Source organism: Erwinia sp. CGal63, from assembly GCF_037026505.1.
GTDB lineage: Bacteria > Pseudomonadota > Gammaproteobacteria > Enterobacterales > Enterobacteriaceae > Erwinia.
The window spans coordinates 836,661-861,462 of record NZ_JAKUMN010000001.1 but is presented as its reverse complement, the minus strand read 5'-3'; the positions used below and the strand labels follow the sequence as shown (position 1 = coordinate 861,462).

General features: G+C 54.5%; 22 protein-coding genes and 1 CRISPR repeat array. Of the genes, 7 read left to right on the top strand and 15 right to left on the bottom strand.

Features of this window, described 5'->3' with window-relative positions; all coding sequences use genetic code 11:
* The first annotated feature begins 58 nt into the window (after positions 1 to 58).
* Positions 59 to 769: an IclR family transcriptional regulator gene (locus tag MKZ79_RS03880; protein ID WP_336140281.1), complete on the top strand. Its 711-nt coding sequence runs from the start codon at positions 59 to 61 to the stop codon at positions 767 to 769.
* Positions 770 to 1,176: 407 nt separating this feature from the next.
* Here MKZ79_RS03880 and MKZ79_RS03875 read toward each other — a convergent pair whose 3' ends face one another.
* Positions 1,177 to 1,614 carry a 6,7-dimethyl-8-ribityllumazine synthase gene (locus MKZ79_RS03875; protein WP_336140280.1) on the bottom strand — a complete coding sequence of 146 codons (438 nt, stop codon included), beginning with the start codon at positions 1,612 to 1,614 and terminating at the stop codon, positions 1,177 to 1,179.
* 254 nt (positions 1,615 to 1,868) lie between these two features.
* Positions 1,869 to 2,588, bottom strand: coding sequence for an SDR family oxidoreductase (locus MKZ79_RS03870; RefSeq protein ID WP_336140279.1), 720 nt, complete (start codon positions 2,586 to 2,588; stop codon positions 1,869 to 1,871).
* A 212-nt stretch (positions 2,589 to 2,800) separates the two neighbouring features.
* Between MKZ79_RS03870 and MKZ79_RS03865 the strand changes: the two genes are divergently transcribed.
* The 3 genes from MKZ79_RS03865 (at position 2,801) to pdeR (ending at position 7,295) form a co-directional block, all read left to right on the top strand.
* Positions 2,801 to 4,867, top strand: coding sequence for a carbon starvation CstA family protein (locus MKZ79_RS03865; protein WP_336140278.1), 2,067 nt, complete (start codon positions 2,801 to 2,803; stop codon positions 4,865 to 4,867).
* Positions 4,860 to 5,150 (top strand): YbdD/YjiX family protein, encoded by a 291-nt coding sequence (locus tag MKZ79_RS03860; protein WP_336140277.1) that lies wholly within the window; start codon positions 4,860 to 4,862, stop codon positions 5,148 to 5,150. The genes MKZ79_RS03865 and MKZ79_RS03860 overlap by 8 nt, the downstream gene beginning before the upstream one ends.
* A 159-nt stretch (positions 5,151 to 5,309) precedes the next feature.
* Positions 5,310 to 7,295 carry a cyclic di-GMP phosphodiesterase gene (pdeR, locus tag MKZ79_RS03855; RefSeq protein ID WP_336140276.1) on the top strand — a complete coding sequence of 662 codons (1,986 nt, stop codon included), beginning with the start codon at positions 5,310 to 5,312 and terminating at the stop codon, positions 7,293 to 7,295.
* On the opposite strand, the gene MKZ79_RS03850 is transcribed toward pdeR, so the two are convergent.
* Together MKZ79_RS03850 and MKZ79_RS03845 are read right to left on the bottom strand one after the other, a co-directional pair.
* The gene (locus tag MKZ79_RS03850; protein WP_336140275.1) at positions 7,292 to 8,161 is read right to left on the bottom strand and encodes a crotonase/enoyl-CoA hydratase family protein; all 870 of its coding nucleotides are present in this window, start codon (positions 8,159 to 8,161) and stop codon (positions 7,292 to 7,294) included. The two genes, pdeR and MKZ79_RS03850, sit on opposite strands and share 4 nt — an antisense overlap.
* A gap of 197 nt (positions 8,162 to 8,358) precedes the next feature.
* Positions 8,359 to 9,060: an L-ribulose-5-phosphate 4-epimerase gene (locus MKZ79_RS03845; protein WP_336140274.1), complete on the bottom strand. Its 702-nt coding sequence runs from the start codon at positions 9,058 to 9,060 to the stop codon at positions 8,359 to 8,361.
* 375 nt (positions 9,061 to 9,435) lie between these two features.
* On the opposite strand from MKZ79_RS03845, the gene osmB reads away from it, so the two are divergent.
* Entirely contained in the window at positions 9,436 to 9,654 is a 219-nt protein-coding gene (osmB, locus tag MKZ79_RS03840) for an osmotically-inducible lipoprotein OsmB (protein WP_336140273.1), read from the top strand.
* Between the two features lie 50 nt (positions 9,655 to 9,704).
* On the opposite strand, the gene yciH is transcribed toward osmB, so the two are convergent.
* From yciH to pgpB, 5 genes are all read right to left on the bottom strand, one after another.
* The gene (yciH, locus tag MKZ79_RS03835) at positions 9,705 to 10,028 is read right to left on the bottom strand and encodes a stress response translation initiation inhibitor YciH (protein ID WP_336140272.1); all 324 of its coding nucleotides are present in this window, start codon (positions 10,026 to 10,028) and stop codon (positions 9,705 to 9,707) included.
* The gene (gene pyrF, locus MKZ79_RS03830) at positions 10,028 to 10,789 is read right to left on the bottom strand and encodes an orotidine-5'-phosphate decarboxylase (RefSeq protein WP_442897122.1); all 762 of its coding nucleotides are present in this window, start codon (positions 10,787 to 10,789) and stop codon (positions 10,028 to 10,030) included. Before pyrF ends, yciH begins: the two co-directional genes overlap by 1 nt.
* Before the next feature lie 527 nt (positions 10,790 to 11,316).
* Positions 11,317 to 12,486, bottom strand: a complete 1,170-nt coding sequence (gene lapB / locus MKZ79_RS03825; protein WP_336140270.1) for a lipopolysaccharide assembly protein LapB — start codon at positions 12,484 to 12,486, stop codon at positions 11,317 to 11,319.
* A 6-nt stretch (positions 12,487 to 12,492) separates the two neighbouring features.
* Complete coding sequence (locus MKZ79_RS03820) at positions 12,493 to 12,801, bottom strand: LapA family protein (protein ID WP_336140269.1); 309 nt, start codon at positions 12,799 to 12,801, stop codon at positions 12,493 to 12,495.
* 132 nt (positions 12,802 to 12,933) lie between these two features.
* Positions 12,934 to 13,695, bottom strand: a complete 762-nt coding sequence (gene pgpB, locus MKZ79_RS03815; protein ID WP_336140268.1) for a phosphatidylglycerophosphatase B — start codon at positions 13,693 to 13,695, stop codon at positions 12,934 to 12,936.
* 213 nt (positions 13,696 to 13,908) lie between these two features.
* Here pgpB and ribA point away from each other — a divergent pair, with 213 nt between their 5' ends.
* Positions 13,909 to 14,502 (top strand): GTP cyclohydrolase II, encoded by a 594-nt coding sequence (ribA, locus tag MKZ79_RS03810; protein WP_336140267.1) that lies wholly within the window; start codon positions 13,909 to 13,911, stop codon positions 14,500 to 14,502.
* A gap of 41 nt (positions 14,503 to 14,543) precedes the next feature.
* Here ribA and MKZ79_RS03805 read toward each other — a convergent pair whose 3' ends face one another.
* Positions 14,544 to 14,894, bottom strand: a complete 351-nt coding sequence (locus MKZ79_RS03805) for a DUF3147 family protein (RefSeq protein ID WP_336140266.1) — start codon at positions 14,892 to 14,894, stop codon at positions 14,544 to 14,546.
* Positions 14,895 to 14,904: 10 nt separating this feature from the next.
* Positions 14,905 to 15,180: a metal/formaldehyde-sensitive transcriptional repressor gene (locus MKZ79_RS03800; protein ID WP_336140265.1), complete on the bottom strand. Its 276-nt coding sequence runs from the start codon at positions 15,178 to 15,180 to the stop codon at positions 14,905 to 14,907.
* A gap of 168 nt (positions 15,181 to 15,348) precedes the next feature.
* Here MKZ79_RS03800 and MKZ79_RS03795 point away from each other — a divergent pair, with 168 nt between their 5' ends.
* Positions 15,349 to 15,537 carry a DUF1289 domain-containing protein gene (locus MKZ79_RS03795; protein WP_336140264.1) on the top strand — a complete coding sequence of 63 codons (189 nt, stop codon included), beginning with the start codon at positions 15,349 to 15,351 and terminating at the stop codon, positions 15,535 to 15,537.
* A gap of 131 nt (positions 15,538 to 15,668) precedes the next feature.
* Positions 15,669 to 16,836: direct repeats of the CRISPR family, unit length 28 nt; unit sequence GTTCACTGCCGCACAGGCAGCTTAGAAA.
* A gap of 69 nt (positions 16,837 to 16,905) precedes the next feature.
* On the opposite strand, the gene acnA is transcribed toward MKZ79_RS03795, so the two are convergent.
* The 4 genes from acnA to topA all read right to left on the bottom strand — a co-directional run bounded on the left by acnA (position 16,906) and on the right by topA (position 24,647).
* A complete protein-coding gene (acnA, locus tag MKZ79_RS03790) occupies positions 16,906 to 19,593 on the bottom strand; it encodes an aconitate hydratase AcnA (RefSeq protein WP_336140263.1) in 2,688 nt (895 codons plus the stop codon).
* Between the two features lie 625 nt (positions 19,594 to 20,218).
* Complete coding sequence (locus MKZ79_RS03785) at positions 20,219 to 20,377, bottom strand: YmiA family putative membrane protein (protein ID WP_336140262.1); 159 nt, start codon at positions 20,375 to 20,377, stop codon at positions 20,219 to 20,221.
* 496 nt (positions 20,378 to 20,873) lie between these two features.
* Complete coding sequence (gene cysB, locus MKZ79_RS03780; RefSeq protein WP_336140261.1) at positions 20,874 to 21,848, bottom strand: HTH-type transcriptional regulator CysB; 975 nt, start codon at positions 21,846 to 21,848, stop codon at positions 20,874 to 20,876.
* 177 nt (positions 21,849 to 22,025) lie between these two features.
* Positions 22,026 to 24,647: a type I DNA topoisomerase gene (gene topA / locus MKZ79_RS03775; protein WP_336140259.1), complete on the bottom strand. Its 2,622-nt coding sequence runs from the start codon at positions 24,645 to 24,647 to the stop codon at positions 22,026 to 22,028.
* Positions 24,648 to 24,802 lie beyond the last annotated feature (155 nt).

The following is a 24,802-nucleotide window of genomic DNA, read 5'->3' as shown; positions in this document are numbered from 1 at the left end:
GATGTGAATCACAAATTACCCTGTAAACTCATACCGTCGTAAACAGGAGAACGTACCGATGGGGAATGAAGGCGTAATTGCCGTTGAGAAAGCGCTGGCGTTACTGGATTGCTTTAAGCCTGGCGAAGAAGCGTTGACGCTTACCGCCCTTGCACAATTTTCGGGTTATCATAAAACGACGGTTTATCGTCTGATGAACTCACTAGAACGCATGAACTACGTTATCAGACGCGACAACGGCGTTTATACCCTTGGCCCAAGATTGCTCTATCTTGGCAAGCTCTATGAGCAGTCATTTCATCTGGCAAGTATCGTTCAACCTGAACTGCACGCGCTGGCCACCGCAACGGGGGAAAGCGCTACATGGTATGTGCTCGAGAACAGCCAGAGACTTTGCTTATTCAGGGCAGAGCCATCTGAAGGATTGCGCGAAACGCGCTTACCGGGCACCTGTTTGCCACTGGATAATTCAGCAATAGGGCAAGTGCTTCGTCATTGGGGGCTCAATGAGAGGCTGTTTGAATCTGTCCCGGAATTGCCGCTTTTTACTTCCGGTATGCGCGATCCGCATATCGCTGCCTTTTCTCTGCCCGTTTTTGGCGAGGGAAATCAGCTGCTCGCGGCTCTGGCCTTAACGGGCCCCTCTTCACGTTTAACACAATCAATGCGCGATAGTGGTACAGGCAAGTTAATGAAAGAGAAGGCTTACAGCCTTTCCCTGAAGTTAGGTGCGCCTAAAATCAAATGCGATAATTTTTATTTGTTATAAGTTGGTCGGAAGCCGTTTGCCTGCCCGCGTTGAAAGAGGCTTATTAAACTTATACCCCCTCTGGCCTCAGGATTAATCATTGTCTGCTTCTGGCACAGGACTGCTGTTGCAGTCCTCGCGAGTCAGACTGCAGTCGACTCAGATATTTCCAGCGCATCATCGACTTCATTGCCAGGGTTATGTGGAATAGAAAATCTACAGGGGATTACACATTTAATGGCTGTGTTGAGCAAAGAGCGGACGTTTGCGCTGTGGATTGCCAGGTATTAATGTAACCCATTGTTTTCTTTGAAGAGAGTGAGGCGGGGAAAATGCAGGGATTGCGGGTTCGACATAGCTTAACAACGGAATGAGCGGAAAAATCCGGTATGAATGCCCATACCGGAAGTTGAGTTTATATATAATAATCAGTCAATCGACAGATTGTGGATCGCCAGCACGGCGCGCGCTGCTTCCTTGCCTTTCTTAATAAAGTGTTCTGTATAGAATGTCTCCAGCACTTCAACCGGCTGGAAATTATGCGGCGTCAGCGAAACAGAATAAACCGGCACGTTGGTGGCGAGCTGTACATTCATTAACCCATCCACAACTGCAGCGGCAACAAAGTCGTGACGATAAATGCCGCCATCAACCACCAGCGCAGCGCAAACGATGGCATCGTATTTACCGGTTTCAGCTAAACGTTTCGCCAGCAGCGGCATCTCGAACGCGCCCGGTACGTCAAAAGTTTTTAATTCCGCGTCCACGTTCTGTACGGCTAATTCTTCCCTGAAGCCTGTCAGGGCATTATTTACAATGTCGGCATGCCAGTTGGCTTTGATGAAGGCAATTTTAATCTTATTCATAATTCATCCAGGTCTGTTTTAGGTTCCCCGTCTTCGGCAGGAACAGGCAGGAGAGAACAATAACATGGCTTATGAATGAGGGCTTTAGCAAATGTTATCTGTCCGTCCGGCGAACCGGTCAATATATGGACGTTCGGCAGTTTGCGCTGTTGAGCATGGCATTCATTTCATCATCCTCTTATCCAGGCGCTACTGGCGCCAGACAGACTTTACGATCTGAACAGCAACTGTTGATGCGCGTATAGAGGGCCGGTTTACCAGGGCGCGCGCTGGCCGTCGAACCAGAAGCCGCCGGTAACGGAAACCGCCTGCTCCGTCAGCCAGACAATGCCAGAAGCTGCCTGCTCCACCGTTCTGTAGCCGGTATGCCCGTTGAAATCGGTAGCGGTATAGCCGGGATCGACGGCGTTAACGCTGATAGCGTATTTCGCCAGCTCTTTGGCAAAGGCAACGGTTACCGCATTAAGCGCGGATTTTGAACTGGTGTAGCCCACTGCCTCGACGGCGGAATAAGGATGATCGAGATCGGAAACCCAGTTCAGCGAGCCTAAGCCGCTGCTGACCATGACAATCCTGGCTTCGCCTGCGGCCCTCAGCAGCGGTAAAAAGGTCTGAGTAACCTGAATCGCGCCAAATACGTTGGTTTCATAGACGCTGCGAATATCATCGATGCTTTGCGTACTGGGCGCGACCAGCTGCGCGCCCGGAATGCCCGCATTGTTGATCAGCACGTCCAGCCTGCCGTCCTCTTCGCGAATGCGTTCCGCTGCGGCGCGAACGCTGTCAGGCTGAGTCACGTCCATGATGACCAGGCGTGCGTCGATATTGTCGGCCGCCAGCGCGGCAACCGCCGCCCGACCGCGCTCTTCGTTGCGACAGCCCAGCCAGATGCGATAGCCGCTCTGCCCCAGCTGACGCGCCGTTTCATAGCCAATACTTTTGTTCGCGCCGGTGATAACCACATTTTTGCTCATGTCGGACTCCAGGTTGATAAGGGCCATTGCCCTTTGCTTCGGCTAAGGGTGCCAAAGCGCCTTAGCCGCTATTCGATAATCGGTCAGCGCAATCGTCGCGTCATGCCGAAAAAACCGCCCGCCTCACACTTCTCTGTTGCGCTGCTTTCGCTAAGAAAATATCAACATTACTTTAACCTCACCCTCTCTCAGAGATAACAAGGAATATTGTGATGATCAAGGTTAAATCGGCCGTCGCCTGGACAGGCGTAGCGATAGTCGGCGCCATTGCCTTCGCTATGCTGGCGCTAAGCCGCGGCGAACAGGTAAATGCGCTCTGGCTGGTGGTCGCCGCCGTTGCCTGTTACAGCATCGCGTGGCGGTTCTATAGTCGCTTTATCGCTAAAAACGTATTTGAGCTGGACGACCGGCGGCTGACGCCGGCTGAAAGGCTGAACGACGGGCTGGATTATGTCCCGACCAATAAATGGGTGCTGTTCGGCCACCATTTTGCGGCTATCGCCGGCGCCGGGCCGCTGGTTGGGCCAATCCTGGCGGCGCAGATGGGCTTTCTGCCCGGTACGCTGTGGATCCTGATCGGCGTGATGCTGGCAGGCGCGGTTCAGGACTTTTTGATCCTGTTTATCTCTACCCGTCGCGACGGACGATCGCTGGGCGAAATGGCGAAACAGGAGCTGGGCGCGTTTGCCGGCGTCGTGACTATGCTTGGCGCGCTGGGCGTGATGATTATTATCCTCTCCGCGCTGGCGCTGGTCGTGGTAAAAGCGCTGGCTAACAGTCCGTGGGGATTGTTTACCATCGCCGCCACTATTCCTATCGCGCTGTTTATGGGCGTTTATATGCGCTTTCTGCGGCCCGGGAAAATTGCGGAGGTGTCGCTGATCGGCTTTGTGCTGATGATGGCGGCGATCGTTTACGGCGGCAGCATCGCTCAGCATCCGTTCTGGGGGCCTTTTTTCACTCTGAAAGGCACTACGTTGACCTGGGTACTGGTGATCTACGGCTTTGTCGCTTCGGTGCTGCCGGTGTGGCTGCTGCTGGCGCCGCGTGACTATCTTTCCACCTTTCTGAAAATCGGCGTGATTATCGGCCTGGCCATCGGCATTCTGTTCGCCATGCCCGAAATGAAAATGCCTGCCGTTACGCGCTTTATCGACGGCAGCGGGCCGGTGTTTTCCGGTAGCCTGTTTCCCTTCCTGTTTATCACTATCGCCTGCGGCGCGATCTCAGGTTTTCACGCGCTGGTTTCCAGCGGCACCACGCCCAAGCTGGTCGAGCGCGAAAGCCATATTCGCATGATCGGCTACGGCGCGATGCTGATGGAGTCGTTCGTCGCTATTATGGCGCTGATTTGCGCTTCGATTATCGAGCCCGGCGTCTACTTTGCCATGAACTCGCCTGCCGCGCTGATCGGCACCACGGTGGAATCCGCTTCGCAGGCCATTAACGGCTGGGGCTTTGTGGTGACGCCGGAAATGCTGAGCGGCATCGCCAGAGATGTTGGTGAAGGAACGATTCTGTCGCGTGCTGGCGGCGCGCCGACCTTCGCCGTCGGTATGGCGCACATTATTACTGACGTGTTTAACAGCCGTGCCATGATGGCGTTCTGGTATCACTTCGCCATTCTGTTCGAAGCGCTGTTTATCCTGACCGCCGTGGACGCCGGTACACGCGCCTGCCGGTTTATGGTGCAGGATCTTGTCGGCACCGTAGTGCCTTCGCTGGCGAACAACCGCTCGTGGCTGGGCAATATGGCCGGCACCACTGTCGCCGTCGCCGGCTGGGGATTTTTTGTCTATCAGGGCGTGAGCGATCCGCTTGGCGGCATCAATACGCTATGGCCGCTGTTTGGCATCGGCAACCAGATGCTGGCCTCTATGGCGCTGATCCTCGGCACCGTGGTGCTGTTTAAGATGAAAAAGCAGCGCTACGCCTGGGTAACCCTTCTGCCGACGGCATGGATTTTTATTACCTCTATGTATGCAGGCTGGCAAAAAATCTTCCACGAAAAACCGGCAATCGGCTTTCTCGCTCAGGCCAGAAAGTTCTCCAAAGGCATTGAAAACGGCACGATCATAGCACCAGCCAAAACTGTAGCGGACATGCAGACCATCGTCTTCAGTAATCAGATCAACGCCGCGCTCTGCGCCTTTTTTATGCTGGTCGCCATCACGATGCTGATTGCCGCCTTTTTCGTCATTCGTCGTGCGCTAAATAGCCAGCGGCCGACGGTACATGAAGCTGAGATTTCCCTGCGAAGCGAGGCGCGCCATGGCTAAAGCCGTGTTTTCATCACCCCCGAAAAACGAACTGCGGGTCATCCGCTGCCGCCCCATAACGGCGACAGTCACAAAAGAGTCATTAACGTTACGTTTGTTAATGTCGCGGCTGGCGCAGTGTTTTCGGCTAATGGTCGGCGTACAGGATTACCAGACCTATCTGCGGCATATGCAGCTGCATCATCCCCTGAATAAACCTATGACGGAAAAGGAGTTCCACCGTTACTGCCTTGAAGCCCGCTTTCCCTCCACCGCCGGAAAAGTGGGAAAATGCCCCTGCTGAAGTCCGCCCCGATCGCCCGATCGGGGCTTTTTTATCCACGGTTAATTTCCGACATAAAAAATATCTTAAACATTGCGCTTGAGATTATCCTGTTTGCCGAATACTGTTGCTAAAATAAGAAGATACAGCCTGTAAAAGCATCCTCCAGGGAGAAATCTGATGACCGATGAGCAAGGGCAATCGTTACTTTATACCTGGTTTGGTACTAACAGCCCTCATTGGCGTTTGAAGGCCGACAGCGACGCGCTGCTGTTTGCCGAGGATGAATCGGCTGACACGCATGTGGTCATCCCTTTGACGCCTTCCCAGGCTAATCTGCTGCGCGCCATGACGGTAATCACCTCCAGCGTCAATCTGACGGTGTCGATGTATGGCGAACCGCTGCCTATGCATCTGGTCGGCCGCCGCGTCAACCAGTCTGAATGGGCGGGCAGCGCCTCTGCCTGGGGCGATACCGAAAGCGTGGCGCGCGATCTGGCGCTGGGCCTTTCGTTTGCCGAACAGGTGGTGTCGGAAGCCAACTCGGTGATCGTGATCCTTGATCAGCGCGGCAATATTCAGCGCTTTAACCGTAAAAGCGAGGAGTATACCGGCCTGAAAGAGCAGGAAGTGATCGGCCGCAACGTTTTTCAGCTGTTTATGACGCGTCAGGAAGCGGCCTCTTCGCGCCGCAATATCAGCGGTTTTTTCCGCGACGGCAGCTCGTATGAGGTAGAGCGCTGGGTCAAAACGCGCCAGGGCCAGCGTTTATTTCTGTTCCGAAACAAGTTTGTGCACAGCGGCAGCGGCAAAAATGAAATTTACCTGATTTGCTCAGGCACCGATATTACGGAAGAGCGTCGTGCGCAGGAGCGGCTGCGCGTGCTGGCGAACACCGACAGCATTACCGGCCTGCCGAACCGCAACGCGATCAATAACGCTATTGCGGAGGCGCTGGCCGAGGATGTACAGCAGCAGATCGGCATCGTCTATCTTGACCTGGACAATTTTAAAAAGGTCAACGACGCCTATGGCCATATGTTTGGCGATCAGCTGCTGAAAGCGGTGTCGCTGGCGATTCTAAGCTGCCTGGCGAAGGATCAGACGCTGGCGCGGCTGGGCGGCGACGAGTTTTTGGTGCTGGCCGTTGGCGCAACTCAGGAAGGCCTGGAGGCGATGGCCTCGCGCATCCTCGAGCGCCTGCGGCAGCCTTTCCGCATCGGCCTGATCGAAGTCTATTCGGGCTGCTCTATCGGTATCGCGCTCAGCCCGCAGCACGGCGAAGATCGCGAAAGCCTGATCCGCAACGCGGATACGGCTATGTACACGGCGAAAGAGAGCGGACGCAGTAAATATTGCATTTTCGCCGCCGAAATGAATCAGCGCGTGTTTGAGTATCTCTGGCTGGACACCAATCTGCGCAAGGCGCTGGAGCAAAATCAGCTGATCCTCCACTATCAGCCCAAACTGAATCGTGCCGGTGAAGTACACAGCGTTGAGGCGCTGGTGCGCTGGATTTCGCCCGAGCGCGGCCTGGTGTCGCCAGCGGACTTTATCTCTTACGCCGAAGAGTCGGGACTGATTGTCCCGCTCGGTCGCTGGGTGATGCTGAACGCGCTGGCGCAGATAATGGCCTGGCGCAAAAAAGGCATCAATCTGCGCGTGGCCGTCAACGTCTCGCCGCGGCAGCTGATTGATGAAAGCATCTATGCCGACCTGAAGCATGCATTGGATAAAGCGGAGCTGACACACTGCCCCATTGATATTGAGCTGACCGAAAGCAGCCTGATCGAAAACGAACAGCAGGCGCTGGCGCTGATGGCGCAGTTCCGTGAGCTCGGCGCGGAAGTGCATCTGGACGATTTTGGCACCGGCTACTCTTCGCTTTCACAGCTGGCGCGCGTGCCGATTAACGCCATCAAGCTGGATCAGAGCTTTATTCGCGGCGTCAACAGCCAGCCGGTTTCACAATCGCTGGTGCGGGCGATTGTGGCGGTCGCCAAAGCGCTTAATCTGCAGGTGATTGCGGAAGGCATCGAAACGCCAGAGGAAGAGGAGTTTATAATGGCGAGCGGTGTCGACGCTCGCCAGGGATTTTTATACGCCAGGCCTATGCCCGCAGACGCGCTGGAGCAATGGCTGGCTAACCGCTACGCCGGCGCTTAACCCGCTTTGCGCATCACCTGCGCGCTGTGGCGGTTCTGCAGCTGTACCAGTCTTTCCATGTAGGCGATATCCTTAGGCTCTATGGAGAAGGCGAAATCAACCCAATCCTCGGTGATATCCATCAGTTCCGCCCGCGTCAGCTGCAGTACGCGCTGACGCGCCTTTAACATCGCCCTGACGCCGTTGAGTTTCGGCTTCATGGTATCAATAAAGGTGCGGGTAGTCTGATAGCCGTCGCCCGGCTGAAACAGGCGATCCACCAGTCCTCGGGTTTCAAACCATTCTGCGGAATGCGACTCGCCTTCGTAGATCAGCTCTTCCGCCAGCTTCATGCCCGAACGACGGGCCACCAGCGAGTAGCCGCCCATGCCCGGAAACAGGTTGAAAGCGATTTCCGGAAAGCCCATGCGGGCCGTGTCCTGCGCCAGAATAAAATGGTGCGCCAGCGCGGCTTCAAATCCGCCGCCCAACGCGCTGCCCTCGATCATGGCGATAGTCACCGCGCCAGTATCGAACCCGCGCGCCGCCGCGTGGATGCAATCCACACAGGCGCGCGCATAGGCACGCAGCGCTTCGCGACGTCCATTTTTGATGCATTCCACAAAAAAGCCCAAATCGCCGCCAGCGTTGAACATCGTCGGCACCAGCGAGCCGGTGACCCAAAAATCGATCGGTAAGCCGGAGCGCTGCGCGGCATAGCTCAGGTTCATTATCTCCTCGATTAATTCGTGATTAAAACTGGGTCGCGGCTGCGCGCGTAGCATCATCCATAAAGTGCGCCGTCCTTCTTCGTAATAAGCTGAAAGTTGAGTGGTTTGTCCAGCTTCGCTAAACAGCCTGCAGGTGGTCTGATTAATTACGGTCATATTCTCGTCCTCTGTTTATGGGTGCGCGATAGCGCGCCACAAGCGTAATGCAGAGTGCGGGAAGGCTGAACTTTCGTTTGATTTTAAAGGTAAATTATTTTTACCCCGCTGACTAAATAGCCAACGAGGCGATAAAAAAATAAAGGATTTACGGCGAGGAAAGTTTGGGGTAAATAACGTTACCGTTTCTGATTAAATTATTTTATCTGTCCATACCAGGCGCTGCTGCCGTGCTTGCGTAAATAGTGGCAGTCCAGTAATGGCTGTTGAATAGCCGGCAACACAGGCGTCAGCATCTGGCTGTAAATGCCCATATAAGCCACCTCTTCCAGCACTACCGCCGCGTGAACGGCTTTTTCCGGCGTTTTTCCCCAGCAAAAAGGCCCGTGAGAGTTGACCAGAATGGCCGGGATCGCCAGCGGGTCTAAATCTTTCTCGCGGAACGTTTCGATAATAACCTGCCCGGTTTCCCATTCATAACGGGAAGCGATCTCTTCCGGGGTCATTTGTCGGCTGCAGGGAATAGCGCCGTAAAAGTCATCGGCATGCGTGGTGCCCCAGGCCGGGATTTCTCTACCCGCCTGCGCCCAGATAGTGGCATGACGCGAGTGCGTATGGACAATGCTGCCTACTTCCGGCCAGGCAAGATAGAGCGCGCGATGCGTATCGGTATCGGAAGAAGGCCGCATATCACCTTCCCGCACTTCGCCGCTTTGCAGATCGACCACCACCATATCTTCACGCTTCATCTGCTCATAGCTGACGCCGGAAGGTTTGATCACCATCAGGCCCTGCTCGCGATCTACCGCGCTTACGTTACCCCAGGTAAAAACCACCAGCCCGTGACGCGGCAGCGCCAGGTTGGCTTCCAGCACCTGTTGTTTCAGTTCTTCCAGCATTTGGTTTCTCCCGCTGTTTTTCACTATTGTCCTCGCAGGTAGCGCGTCAGGGTATGGAGGCAATAGCTGGATGCGTGGCAGAAATCAGCTGGGTATTACGCAAAACGGCGGAAAATTAAGATTTTTTACCTGTGAAGAGGATCGTCTATGCTTAGAATACGTGCCAGCAATAGCTTTACACAAATAAGTCTAAAACTTAACAAATGTATAAGCACTGCTTCACAAATCCCTTTTCAGGGGTCGCGATATATGTCGGCGATGTTTAATTTTCGTGAGATAAATCGCTAATAAACAGGCGCGCCCCGGCTCTTAACGAGGGGTTCGCCACTATACTTATAGCGTTATTCCTGCAGCAGCAATGATGGAGAAGTGACTATGTCAGTAACAACTAAACGTATTACCGCTGGCCTGCTGGCCGCCACTCTGGTGCTTTCGTTAAGCGGATGTTCAAACTGGTCGAAACGCGATCGTAATACCGCTATCGGCGCGGGCGCGGGCGCTATCGGCGGCTCTATTCTCTCTAACGGCAGCGGTCTGGGCACCGTAGGCGGCGCTGCGGTTGGCGGGATTATCGGCCACCAGATCAGCCGCTAAGCGAGCGCAACAGATGCAATCAAGGCCGCAGCGAATGCGGCCTTGTTGTTTCAGCCGCCGGCAAGCTTCACTTTCATACCTTTAGCTTCTAACAGCGTTTTCAGCAGATCGCGCTTGTCGCCCTGAATTTCAATCACGCCCTCTTTTACCGCGCCGCCGCAGCCGCACTTTTTCTTCAGTTCGGCCGCCAGTTTTTCCAGATCCGCATCGGGCAGATCCACGCCCGTCACCAGGCAAACGCCCTTGCCTTTACGGCCGCTGGTCTGACGCTGAATACGTACAATGCCGTCGCCTTTTGGCCGCTGCGCGACCGCTTTCGGTTCGTCGATACGTCCGGTTTCGGTGGAATAAACCAGACGGCTGTTGTTGGTCATTACGCCTCCTGAAGCGATGCGAGAATGTTGTTAAGCGCCGCAGCCGGATCGGCGGCCTGGGTAACGGGACGACCAATCACCATATAGTCGACGCCTGCCTGCAGCGCCTGCTGCGGTGTCATAATGCGACGCTGATCGCCGGCTTCGCTGCCTGCGGGGCGAATGCCGGGCGTAACCAGTTTAAATGCGTCGCCAAGCGCCTGTTTAAAGCGGCGGGCCTCCTGAGCGGAGCACACCACGCCGTCCAGACCGCACTGTTGGGTCAGACGCGCCAGACGTTCCGCATGGTCGGCTGGCGACAGTTCAATACCAATGCCGCGCAAATCCTCGGCTTCCATGCTGGTGAGTACGGTAACGGCAATCAGCAGCGGCGCATCTTTGCCAAACGGCAGCAGCGCTTCGCGAGCTGCATTCATCATCCGTGCGCCGCCGCTGGCGTGGACGTTGACCATCCAGACGCCAAGATCGGCCGCCGCAGCTACCGCATGGGCGGTGGTATTGGGAATATCATGGAATTTCAGGTCGAGGAAGACCTCAAAGCCACGCTGCTGTAAATCCCGCACCAGCTGAGGGCCAAACAGCGTAAACATCTCTTTGCCAACTTTCAGGCGGCAGCTGCGCGGATCGATACGGTCGACAAAAGCCATCGCGCTGGCGTGATTAGCGTAGTCCAGCGCGACCAGAATCCGGGAGCCGTGAGATGTTTGCATAGGAAAATCCTCTGAGATAGCGCACCGCCGGGTGCAGGAGATAAACGGCAAGCATTCTACCTGCGGCGCCGCTAAATTCACAGTTTAGCGACGTTTTTTCCCTGGTATGCTGCCTGACTTATCGGGCGCTGCTGCCGCTGGAAAGAGTTAGTTGACTGGTTTATCTTAGTATGTTGTAACTATATAGCTATGTGATCCTGAACCTGCACCGTTTCGTTGCGTTGTTCGGGTACGGTTGAAAGCCGTTCTCAGCGCTATACCGGAATGACAAAGCGTCACGCCAGCTTAGCTTGTAAGGTGTAATGATAAGCAAGACGAAATATGCCTCTGCATCTGTGCAAAGGCGATGCAAAGGCGATGCAAAGGCGATAATAAAGAGATTGGCGGATAATTAAGGTGCGCTGTTCACTGCCGTACAGGCAGCTTAGAAAATTTCGCTGGAAAACGACTGCATGACGCGCGGGTTCACTGCCGCACAGGCAGCTTAGAAAGAGAGGGAAGTAATCGCATTATGGTGTATTAGGTTCACTGCCGTACAGGCAGCGTAGTAAAGGCCGGCTAAATAACCGGCCTCTGCTTTATTGCCCGTCCAGGCCACGAATAGGCTTGACCGACGACCAGGCGCGACAGGAAGGACAGTGCCAGTAGAGCGCGTGCGCGGTAAATCCGCACTTCTGGCAGCGGTAGCGCGGCTTGGTGCGGATCTGCTCGCCGACCATATCCCGCAGTACCATCAGGCTCTCTTTCGCCCTGCCGTCTTCCGCTTCATGCAGGTGATAATCCATCAGGCGATGAAACACCCGCATGGTCGGATGGCGCTGTAGCTGGCGATTGATATAGACCTGCGCCACTTCGCCGCCCTCGTCCTTCTCTATAACATCAGAAAGATAGAGTTCCGCCGCCGCGCCGGTGTTTTCCTCGACGCAGCGTTTAAGGTAATCCGCCCAAGCCTCGGGCTGCTGCAGCTGCTGATAACAGGTTTCCAGCATCTCCAGCGTCTCGCTGACCAGCTCTTTGTCCTGCTCGATAACGCGCTGCAGAAAGCCGACCGCCTTTGCATAGTCGCCTTTCGCCATATGGATGCGGCCCATCATGATCGAAACACGGGCGCTTTGTCTGTCGGCGGATTCGCCTTTTTTCAGCAGCGACATGGCGCGATCGAGATCGTCGCTGCCCATCGCCTGCAGCGCCAGCTCGCAGTAGAAGTGCGCGATCTCCATCCGCTGCTTCTCCTTGCCCAGCTTCACCAGCCGCTCGGCGACCTCAATAGCTTTCGGCCAGTCGCTGGTCGCCTGATGGATCAGCAGCAGCTGCTGCAGCGCGCCGACGCGAAAGTCCGTTTCATCGGTGAGCTGGCTAAACATCTCTTCCGCACGATCGTAAAACCCGGCCGCCATATAGTCGCGTCCCAGCTGCTGTACGGCCAGCAGGCGCTGATCGTAAGTCAGGGAGGCGCTTTCCATTAACGCCTGATGGATGCGGATGGCGCGATCGACCTCGCCACGCGAGCGAAACAGGTTGCCTAACGTCAGGTGTGCCTCGACGGTGCCGCTGTCTTCTTTCAGCATATCCAGGAAGAGATCGACCGCTTTATCCTGCTGATTAGAAAGCAGGAAGTTTACGCCGGCTACGTAATCGCGCGACAAGCGACTCGCTTCCTGTTGCTTGTCCTGCTGCGCGCTTCTGCGCCCCATATACCAACCATAGGCAGCGGCAACGGGCAGCAGCAGAAACAGCAGTTCCAACATAGAAATTTATTCCTTAACGGCAGGAACAGCTGGCGATGCCGCCGCTTCTTCTGCCTGTCCCAGCTTCTGCTGGAGACGTTTCAGTTTACGCTGAGAATTAGCCAGCGCGACGCGAAGACGAAGCCAGAACAGACCGCAAATCGCCCAGCCAATCAGGAAACCGGCAGCAAACAGCGTGGCCAGCAGCGTTGAGACGCGGTACTCTCCCTGCGCCAGCAGATAGTTGAAGGTGACAACCTGATCGTTATGCGCTCCGAGAGTAATGGAGATAATAAAGATCACTAAAACCACTAAAAAAATCAGCAAGTATTTCACAGTCCGTCCCATAGTCTGGTGATAACCAGATGAATTATGCCAAAAAAATAACCCTGTTGCTTGCCTGATGCGTTTTGGGCGCATGAAATGCCCGCGCTCTCTGGTTTATGGGGGCAAACCGCGCCAACACAATCACGCCTCGTCTCGTTCGCTTATTTCCTGCTCTTCCGCTGGCGGTACGGTCAGCGGGCCGCTGTAGCGCTGCACCAGCCACGTAGCCAGCGTGACCAGCACCCAGCTTATCAGCGTCGAGGTGATAAGATCGCGCGGCCAGTGCATTCCCAACACCAGACGGCTGGCCATCACGCCTGTCGCCCAGGCCACCAGCAGACAGATGGTCACGATACGGCGACGTGGCCACAGCAATCCTATCGCCAGCAGCGCCCAGCTGGCAGCGAACATGGTATGGCCAGAAGGAAAAGCATAGCCCGTTTCGAATTCCCAGTGCGATTTCAGCCAGCCCGGCAGACGCGGATCTTGCGTAATCGCATCCCGTACCATAACGCTGCGCTGCTTGCGGCTCTGCTCGTAAAAATATTGCTCATTCAGCCCGTGGCTCTGCTCCAGCCACAGCACATAAGGGCGCGGCTCGCGTACCTGATCTTTAATAAAGGATTTAGTGTACTGCCCTACCAGAATCGCCGATACCACGATAAGCAGCAGGATAACCGCCGATTTAAGTCGATAGCGCAGGCACCAGAGAAACCAGCCGCAGAGGATAGCGCTGGTCAGCACGCCCCAGGGACTGGTGACGGTTTCGGTCAGCCAGAACAAAATTTTATGGCCTGGTCCGGTTTCCACCGGCTGCCAGCGCCAGCCGGAAAGCAGTACGCCGACCGGCATTATCAGCAACAGCAGCGCACCCAGCGTGGTGCGTTTAACAATTTCATACATGGCTTTCTCCGGCGGGATTAAGAGAGTTTTGACACTTTTCAGATGACAATATGATAAAAAATAATAACATACTGATTGAGATGGCGATAATTTCGGAGTATTAAAACAATCGCTCGAAGAGGTTAACCGCCCGGCGCCCGAATGTGGCAAAATAGCTATTATGAACGGTCGGCGCAAAGGTTAGCGCAGCCCCTGATGTATCTGGAGAGTCACATGCAGCTTAAACGGGTAGCAGAAGCCAAACTGCCCACGCCGTGGGGAGATTTCCTTATGGTTGGTTTTGAAGAACTGGCAACCGGTCACGATCATGTGGCGCTGGTTTACGGCGATATAACGGACAGCGAGGCGGTGCTGGCGCGCGTGCATTCGGAGTGCCTGACAGGCGACGCCCTGTTCAGCCTGCGCTGCGACTGCGGTTTTCAGCTGGAGGCGGCGCTGAACCATATTGCGGAAGAAGGGCGCGGCGTGCTGCTCTACCATCGTCAGGAAGGCCGCAATATCGGCCTGCTGAATAAAATCCGCGCTTATGCCCTGCAGGATAAAGGCTTTGATACGGTGGAAGCGAATCATCAGCTCGGCTTCGCCGCTGACGAACGTGACTTTACCCTTTGCGCGGATATGTTCAAGTTGCTGGGTGTTAATGAAGTCCGTCTGCTGACCAATAATCCGCGTAAGGTGGAGATCCTCAGCGAGGCAGGCATAAATATTGTGGAGCGCGTACCGCTGATTGTCGGCCGTAATCCGGAAAACGCCCACTATCTGGACACCAAAGCCGAGAAAATGGGCCATCTGCTGTCAAAAGAGTAACGGTACAGCGGGAGCTTCTGGCTCCCGTTTTTTTAACGCCGCTACATCAGTGCGATGCCAAATCGCCGCAGCACGCCAGCCCAAAGCGCGAAAAGGAGGATGGTCATGACACAGCTGGCTCCCAACGTCGGCCAGAAACCCCAGCGCTGATAAAGAAACGGAAACAGTACGAACATCGGCAGCGTGGGCACCACGTACCAAAAGGTGTACCAGGCGTGACTGGCGATTTTGACCTGACTCTGCCCTTCCAGCTTCATCCAGATTAACACCAGTACGGTAACCAATGGCAGCGCGGCCAGCAGCCCGCCCAACCGATCGCTGCGCTTCGCCACTTCGGAAACGAGCACTACCATGCCTGCCGTAATAAAATATTTGGTTATTATCCACAACATAGCGTTCTCTTTATTTTAAGTAGGAACGAATAACGCCCACGATCTCTTCCAGGTCGTTAGCGCGTTCATCCGCTGAAGCCTGCTCATTCATCAGGTGTTCGCGAATATGCCCTTCCATTAACTCGCTCATCAGCCCATTGATTGCGCCGCGAACGGCCGCGACCTGTTGGAGTACTTTGAGGCACTCTTCATCGGATTCCAGTGCGCCTTCCAGCGAGGCGACCTGCCCTTTAATACGACGAACCCTGGTCAGCAGACTCTTCCGGTTTTTTTGCGTATGCGCCATAAGAGACCTCCTCTTATTATCCTATACTGGGGTATAGTATAATGAGAACGCATAATGCCGTGCAAGCTGTTAACGATTTTACCTGGTCGACTTCGCCTTGCAGGCGATTGAGGCAGACAGTCCAGCAGTGGCCAACAACGATGGCCTGAAAATAGTTAAGGAGTCATGATGTCCGTGAAATCACCCTGTATCGATCTTTGTATATTTGATGGCCGTACAGGCTGGTGCCAGGGCTGTGGACGTACACGCGCTGAAACCAGAGAGTGGCGCAAGCTGTCGCCTTTTCACCGTAAAGCGATTGAGCGTGCGCTGGCTGCGCGTATTAAAGTAGTGCGCGTCGACTCTCAGGATAACTGAAACCCTTTTTTTAGTCGCTAAGCTAACTTGTTGATTTGTAATAGCCGATTTTAGCTTGCAGAAAAAAGGGTTTTTCGCCTGTTTTGATCAAAATTTCAGGCAGGAGAGGCTGTTAGAGTAACCCCGCAACAGTTCACTGCCGCACAGGCAGCTTAGAAAAGACATAGCACGTCATCGCCGTGGCCGTGGTTGTTCACTGCCGCACAGGCAGCTTAGAAATTCAGCAGCAGGTGAACGCGCTGGCGGCTGAAGTTCACTGCCGCACAGGCAGCTTAGAAAACTACGCATGTCTTCCCCGTCTCCGGATCTTTGTTCACTGCCGCACAGGCAGCTTAGAAAATGCGCGGAGCGGTGAGGTGTTGGCAAATTGAGTTCACTGCCGCACAGGCAGCTTAGAAATGATACCGCGCCCGCTTGAACGACATCATCAGGTTCACTGCCGCACAGGCAGCTTAGAAAGTGCGCTGCCCTGGCAATGTCCACATTGTCCCGTTCACTGCCGCACAGGCAGCTTAGAAACTGAACCATTTATCCTATTGATTAAATTTTCTGTTCACTGCCGCACAGGCAGCTTAGAAAGCATGACGTCCAGGGTTTCACGGTCGCGTATCGTTCACTGCCGCACAGGCAGCTTAGAAACGCGTCTTTGCTATTAACGAGCTGATGCCTGTGTGCACTGCCGCACAGGCAGCTTAGAAATCTTCAATATCATCAGAGCCTACAGATTCATCGTGCACTGCCGCACAGGCAGCTTAGAAACTCAAATATCGCCGCATGTTTTGTGCCATAGAGTTCACTGCCGCACAGGCAGCTTAGAAAAACCGGCAGTGCCGCACCCGCTTGGCTGACAGGTTCACTGCCGCACAGGCAGCTTAGAAATGCAGCGTCGATAACGGCACTCCGGCCTGAATGTTCACTGCCGCACAGGCAGCTTAGAAAGACCGACGTGTCAGCATTTAGCAGCATGACGCGTTCACTGCCGCACAGGCAGCTTAGAAATACAGCATAGTGAGGCAATAATGGCAGCAGCGGTTCACTGCCGCACAGGCAGCTTAGAAACTCAATCGGTAAATGGCTGGTTTAAAAGAGGAGTTCACTGCCGCACAGGCAGCTTAGAAAAGTACGCGCTTTGTGACGTGACGCTTCATACCGTTCACTGCCGCACAGGCAGCTTAGAAAATGGTGACAAGCTCATAAACCGCGTCGCCAAAGTTCACTGCCGCACAGGTAGCTTAGAAACGACGAACACGTTGCCGATGCTGTTCGCAACAGTTCATTGCCGCACAAGCAGCACAGAAAATACGCTTACCTGAAAAGAAAAACGCCCCGGGAAGGGGCGTTGTTCTGCTCTGGTTAGTCTACCGCTCTTTAGCTTTCCACCAGCATATTACGAATAACATAGTGCAGAATGCCATCGTTACGGTAATAGGTCAGCTCGTTGCCTGTATCGATACGGCAGCGGGTTTGCAGCGTTTCCTGACTGCCGTCCGCGCGCGTCAGCGTTACTGTTACCGTGCCGCCTGGTTTGAGCTGGTTCAGGTTATCCACATCAATCTGCTCGTCGCCAGTCAGCCCCAGCGTTTTACGCGTGACGCCCTGCGGGAACTCCAGCGGCAGGATACCCATTCCAATCAGGTTTGAGCGGTGGATACGTTCAAATGATTCGGCAATAACTACGCGCACGCCCAGCAGACGCGGCCCTTTCGCTGCCCAGTCACGGCTGGAGCCGGAACCGTACTCTTTCCCTGCGATCACGGCCAGCGGGGTGCCCTGCTGCTGATATTTCATGGCCGCATCGTAGATGGCCAGCTGCTCGTCGCCTGGTACAAAGCGCGTATAGCCACCTTCCACGCCCGGCACCATTTCATTGCGGATACGAATATTGGCGAAGGTGCCGCGCATCATCACTTCGTGATTGCCGCGGCGTGAACCATAGGAGTTAAAATCGCCCCGCTCCACGCCGTGCGAAAGCAGGTAGCGTCCGGCCGGGCTTTCCGCCTTGATGCTGCCGGCAGGCGAAATATGGTCGGTCGTTACGGAATCGCCCAGCATCGCCAGGATTCTGGCGCCTTTGATATCGGCAACCGGTTTTGGCTCTTTCTCCATATCGTCAAAAAACGGCGAAAGACGGATATAGGTTGAACCTTCGTCCCAGTCGTAAGTCGCCGCTTCGCTGACGCTGATAGCCTGCCAGTCCGGCGTGCCTTCGAACACTTCGGCATACTCTTTATGGAACATATCCGTTGAAACCAGCTGTACCGCTTCCGCAATGGCTTCCGGCGAAGGCCAGATATCTTTCAGGTAGACCGGCTTGCCGGTTTTGTCATTGCCCAGCGGATCCGTTTCCAGATTGATATTCATATTGCCCGCCAGCGCATAGGCAACCACCAGCGGCGGCGACGCCAGCCAGTTGGTTTTCACGTAGGGATGGATACGGCCCTCAAAGTTACGGTTACCGGAGAGCACGGCGCCAACGGTCAGATCGCCCTGCTTAATAGCGCCTTCAATCTCATCCGGCAGCGGCCCGGAGTTGCCGATACAGGTAGTGCAGCCGTAGCCAACCAGGTTGAAGCCCAGTTTGTCGAGGTAAGGCGTCAGGCGCGCCGCAGCCAGATAGTCTGAAACCACTTTAGATCCCGGCGCCAGCGAAGCTTTTACCCAGGGTTTGCGATCCAGCCCCAGCGTTACCGCGTTTTTTGCCAGCAAACCCGCTGCCATCAGAATGCTGGCATTGGAAGTATTGGTGCAGGAGGTGATGGCTGAGATAACCACAGCGCCATCCTCCAGCTGATGCTGCTGACCCGTTGCCCGGTCGCTATAGCTAATCGGTTTATGCTGTTTTTGCGCCTGATTGACTTCCAGCTCGTTGCTGGCCTGGAAAGCCTGCGGCACTTCGCCAAGTGAAACGCGATCCTGCGGCCGCTTTGGCCCGGCCACGCTCGCTTCGACGGTGCCCATATCCAGCGCCAGCGAGCTGGTGAAGACCGGTTCGTCGCCGGTATTGCGCCACAGTCCCTGCGCTTTGGCATAGGCTTCCACCAGCGCTACCTGTTCCGTGCTGCGTCCGGTCAGCTTCATATAGCCTACCGTTACCTCGTCCAGCGGGAAGAAGCCGCAGGTCGCGCCATATTCCGGCGCCATATTGGCGATAGTGGCGCGATCCGCCAGCGGCAGATCGTCCAGGCCATCGCCGTAAAACTCAACAAATTTGCCGACCACGCCATGCTTACGCAGCATCTGCGTAACCGTAAGCACCAGATCCGTAGCGGTAATGCCGGGATTGAGTTTGCCGGTGAGCTTAAAGCCGACCACGTCCGGGATCAGCATGGAAACCGGCTGGCCCAGCATCGCCGCTTCGGCTTCAATACCGCCAACGCCCCAGCCCAATACGCCCAGCGCGTTGATCATGGTGGTGTGCGAGTCCGTGCCTACCAGCGTGTCGGGATAAGCGATCTCTTCACCCTCCAGCGATTCATGCCAGACTGCCTGGCCTAGATATTCCAGATTAACCTGGTGACAGATGCCGGTGCCGGGCGGTACCACGCTAAATTTGTTAAAGGCTTTTTGACCCCAGCGCAGAAAAACGTAGCGTTCGTGATTACGCTCCATTTCCAGACGCACGTTCTCTTCAAAAGCGTCGTCGTCGCCAAAACGGTCAACCGTAACGGAATGGTCGATAACCAGATCGACCGGCGAAAGCGGATTGACTTTGGCCACATCGCCGCCCAGGCGTTTAACGGCTTCGCGCATAGCGGCGAGGTCGACAACCGCGGGCACGCCGGTAAAATCCTGCATCAGCACGCGGGCGGGCCGATAGGCGATTTCCCGCTCGGCGTGGGCATTCGCCAGCCAGCCGGCGAGTGCCTTAATATCTTCGGCGGTCACGGAGTCTTCATCCTGCCAGCGCAGCAGATTTTCCATCAGAACTTTCAGGGATTTAGGCAGGCGGGAGAGATCGCCAAGCTGTTCGGCAGCTTTGGTCAGGCTGTAATAGTGATAACGTTGACCTTTTACGTCCAGCGCGTCTTTTGTTATTTCACGTAGGGTAGACGACATTACTCCTCCTCTGTTTATCTTTTCATAACCTGAGTAAATGCAGGGTTTGATTTAAAGATAGTACAAACTCAGTGTAACGTTTTGATAACATCGCAGAATAGTGAAAAGAAAAACGCCCCGCTGTTTTAGCAGCGAGGCGTCATTAATTTTTGTTTAGCTATGCATTATTAATGCATTACCATGCCAAGCCATAGCAGGCTGGTCCAGAATAAAGCGGATAACGTCCAGGCGCTGAACCATGTCATTTGAGTTAAATTCATTTTTGCCCTCACTCAGGTCTTATATGACCAAAACGTATTACATCAAAACCTTACGCCGCAGCGAGCTGGTTTTACCGTTATTAATGACTTCCTACAGTTGGGCCGCAGGTTCCCTGACCAGAAATGGCTGGTCTGTTAAATAATGTATTTATTTATATTTGTCATGGTTAATAAAACTAACGGATAGCGGTGTCAGGCTTAAGCTTTACTACTCTTGTCCGTCATTAAATCGATAAAGTTGCGCTGTACTTCGCTCAGGCCCCAGCTTTCAGGGATGATGACTTCCTTCGCTTTGCTCTTGCACTGTACTTTCTTCATTTTTCCAGCTTGCTGTGTTTTTTGATTCAAATACTGCAGGTACATCGTTACCCCCATATATGCCAAATCACGACTGCAACAGCTCCCCAAAACAACGCCGAACCGGCAAATACCGCTAACCAGGCTTTACGTCTCAGATTGCTGTTACGCTGAACCTTCAGAGCTTTGTGACCGAAGTCTGTTTCTACTGTAATTCTGCTAGCCATAGTTTTTGATAATCACTCTCATTGAAACGATTGTTTTGAGCAATCAGAAATTAGGAGGAATCCTAAACACTTTATGGCGCGAAATCCAGCTATTTTTATTACGCAGAACGATTAATAGTATTCATTAAAGTTTATGAAACTTGTCGTTCGTACTTAACCAAAATTCTGATAACAATTTATTCCTTAAGACAAATCTGCTGTCAGCAACGCTTTTTTCGCACCATTGATAAATCAGCATTTACCGGAAACCTCCCGCCAGTCGCGCCCTGTAGCGCGTTGATAATCAGAGTATGAGAATCTTCCTGGAGGGGTGCAAAGTCGCCCACTAAAAAATGTGTACTGTTTCGCATTTAATGAATAACAATGGAAAAACCTGTGATGAAGGTGTCATTTACGGAAAAGAATAAAAAGATTTAATCAATCGCAGTAACAGGCAGGACCAATGATTATCGCAGAGCCGCGTAACGGCTCTGCCGGGGGATAATCAGGGGAGGGATTATTTGGCAGGTAATTTAATATCTTTAAACATTGCTTCAATATCTTCATTAGACCGCAGGCCAACAGCGGTATCGACCACGTCGCGCGTCAGGTGCGGCGCAAAGCGCTGAATAAAATCATACATATAGCTGCGTAAAAAAGTGCTGCGGCGGAAACCGATTTTGGTCGTGCTGTAGCTGAAAACGTCTGTGGCTTCGATACGTACCAGATCCGGGTCGGAATGCGGATCGACCGCCATGCTGGCGATAACGCCCACGCCCAGCCCCAGGCGTACATAAGTTTTGATGACGTCGGCATCCGTAGCGGTGAAAACGATACGCGGCGACAGTCCGGCGCGATTAAACGCCGTATCCAGCTCAGAACGTCCGGTAAAACCGAAGGTGTAGGTGACCAGCGGATACTCGGCCAGCTCTTCGATAGACACTTTCTCTTTCCCCGCCAGCGGATGATCCGGCGTGACCACGATAGCGCGATTCCAGTGGTAACAAGGCAGCATAATCAAATCGTCGTAGAGATGCAGCGCTTCAGTAGCGATGGCGAAATCCGCATTGCCTTTGGAAACCGCTTCCGCAATCTGCGTAGGCGAGCCCTGATGCATGTGCAGGGAAACTCGCGGATAGCGTTCGATAAAGCCTTTGATGACGTTTGGCAGCGCATAGCGAGCCTGGGTATGAGTAGTAGCGACATACAGCGAGCCTTTATCCGGCCAGGTATGTTCGCCCGCGACCGACTTGATGGCTTCCACTTTCGACAGGACTTCCCTGGCAATACGGATAATCTCCTGTCCGGCAGGCGTCACCTGCGTCAGGTGCTTGCCGCTGCGGGCGAAAATCTGAATGCCCAGTTCGTCTTCCAGCATACGAACCTGTTTACTGATCCCGGGTTGCGAAGTGTAAAGCCCCTCGGCCGTTGAGGAGACGTTAAGGTTATGATTGACCACTTCGACGATATAACGCAGCTGCTGCAATTTCATAGTTGATCCGTCCAGTTTGGCGCCGCGCGCCGACGACCGCGCAAAGAAGCGCACGGCATGTCGGTCTAATGCGATTTTATAATAAGGAAAGGTATATCTATAACAATCATACCAAAGCTGTCTGGAATGTATATGCGAGGAGAGAAAAAACGGGCCGACGACTGTCGGCCCGGAGCACTATTTTTTACTGGCTTTGGCCGTCGCTTTCTCGGTGACCTGCCATTCGCCGTCGACCCAGAACGCTGTCCAGCCCGTGGCTTTACCCTCTTTTTCCGTGCTGACGTACTGCTGCTTAGTTTTGCGACTAAAGCGCACTATCGTCTTGTTGCCTTCATCGTCAGCGACCGGCGCATCTGCCAGATAGCGCAGCTTCTCCGGCAGACGATCGCGGAAGCGCTGCAGCTCTTCCACCAGCGGCGCACGCGTTTCCCTGGATTTAGGGAAAGTGTTCGCGGCCAGGAAGACGCCCGCGGCGCCGTCGCGCAGCACAAAGTAAGCGTCCGACTTCTCGCACGGCAGTTCCGGCAGCGGCACCGGATCCTCTTTCGGCGGCGCCACGTCGCCGTTGCGCAGAATTTTACGAGTGTTTTTACACTCGTCGTTGGTGCAGGCCATATATTTGCCGAAACGCCCCATTTTCAGGTGCATTTCCGAACCGCACTTTTCACACTCTACGATCGGGCCGTCATAACCCTTGATGCGGAATTCGCCCTGCTCGATCTCGTAACCGTCGCAGCTCGGGTTATTACCGCAAACGTGCAGCTTGCGCTGGTTATCAATCAGATAGCTGTCCATTGCGGTGCCGCACTTGCCGCAGCGACGACGAGCGCGCAGCGCATTGGTTTCCGCGTCTTCACCTTCGAGAATGTTAAGAACCTCATTCTCCGGGATCAGATTGATGGTCTGCTTGCAGCGCTCTTTCGGCGGCAGCGCATAGCCGGAACAGCCGAGGAACACGCCGGTGCTGGCGGTGCGAATGCCCATCTTACGACCGCAGGTCGGGCAATCGATGGAGGTCAAGACCATCTGGTTCGGCTGCATCCCGCCTTCTTCCGGATCCTTATCCGCTTTTTCCAGCTGCTGGCTGAAGTCGGCGAAGAATTTGTCCAGCACGCTTTTCCACTGCGCCTCGTTGTTGGCGACCTGATCCAGACTGTTTTCCATATGCGCGGTGAAATCGTAGTTCATCAGCTCGCGGAAGTTTTCCTCCAGCCGGTCAGTGACGATCTCACCCATTTTCTCCGCATAGAAACGACGGCTTTCCACGCGAACATAGCCGCGATCCTGGATGGTGGAGATAATAGATGCGTAGGTCGAAGGACGACCAATACCGCGTTTTTCCAGCTCGCGCACCAGCGAAGCTTCGCTGAAACGCGCCGGCGGTTTGGTGAAGTGCTGGCTTGGCTTCAGCTGCTGCAACGCCAGCTCTTTGCCCACTTCAACCGGCGGCAGCGTGCGATCTTCATCACCTTTGCGCAGCGCAGGCATCACGCGAGTCCAGCCGTCAAAGCGCAGCGTACGGCCTTTCGCTTTGAGTTTGAAATCGCCAGCGGCGACGGTCAGCGTGGTGGAATCATATTGCGCCGGCATCATCTGACAGGCGACGAACTGACGCCAGATCAGTTGATAGAGCTTCTGCGCATCGGTTTCCATATCCTTGAGCTGCTCGGCCTGCACCGCCACATCCGAAGGACGGATCGCTTCGTGCGCTTCCTGGGAGTTATCTTTGCTGGCGTAGGTGTTGGCCGCTTTCGGCAGATACCTGTCGCCAAACTCGCTTTCAATAAAGCCGCGCACCATGCTAACCGCGTCCTGACTCAGATTAGTGGAGTCGGTACGCATATAGGTGATGTGGCCCGCTTCATACAGGCGCTGCGCCATCATCATGGTTTTTTTCACGCCGAAGCCCAGGCGGGTGCTGGCCGCCTGCTGTAGCGTGGAGGTGATAAAAGGCGCGCCGGGCTTGCTGCTGGTCGGCTTGTCTTCACGATCCACCACCTGATAGCGCGCTTTTTCCAGCAGGCTGACGGCGGCCTGAGTCTGTTCGCCGTTGACCGGGCGGAAAGGCTTGTCGTGCTGATGGGTCACTTCCATCGGCAGCAGCGTGCCGTCCGGCGTATTCAGATCGGCATGCAGCTCCCAGTACTCTTCCGGCACGAACGCTTTGATTTCACGCTCGCGCTCGACCACCAGGCGTACGGCGACCGACTGCACGCGGCCTGCGGAAAGACCACGGGCGATTTTTTTCCACAGCAGCGGCGATACCATATAGCCGACCACGCGGTCCATAAAGCGGCGCGCCTGCTGAGCGTTAACCCTGTCGATATTCAGTTCGCCCGGCTTTTCGAAAGCCTGACGAATCGCATTTTTGGTGATTTCATTAAACACCACGCGGCTGAAACGCGAGTCGTCGCCGCCGATCACTTCCCGCAGGTGCCAGGCGATGGCTTCCCCCTCGCGGTCAAGGTCGGTTGCGAGATAGACGTGGTCGGCGTTCTGCGCCAGCGCCTTCAGCTCGGAAACCACTTTTTCTTTGCCGGGCAGGATCTGATAGTTCGCCTCCCAGCCGTGATAAGGATCGACGCCCATGCGGCTGACCAGCGCCGATTTTTCGTCCTTTTTCACCTTTTTAGTGGTTTTACTGGTTGTAGAGTCAGCGCTCTTTTTAACTGTTGATCCACTGGTCGGCAAATCGCGAATATGACCGACGCTGGATTTCACCACGTAGTCGTTTCCGAGATATTTATTGATTGTTTTGGCTTTTGCCGGGGACTCAACTATTACGAGAGCTTTACCCATATTTACCTTTACCTGATTAAAACATCCGAGAGTAAATTGTGCCGAAAGCCTGCGGGCAATCCAGCGCGTTAAAACCTTCATGGCCGACGGCAGAGCCGGGCACTTTCCCTGTTAGCGCTTCCCGTTCAGGAAGCCAACTCACTGATTAACGACAC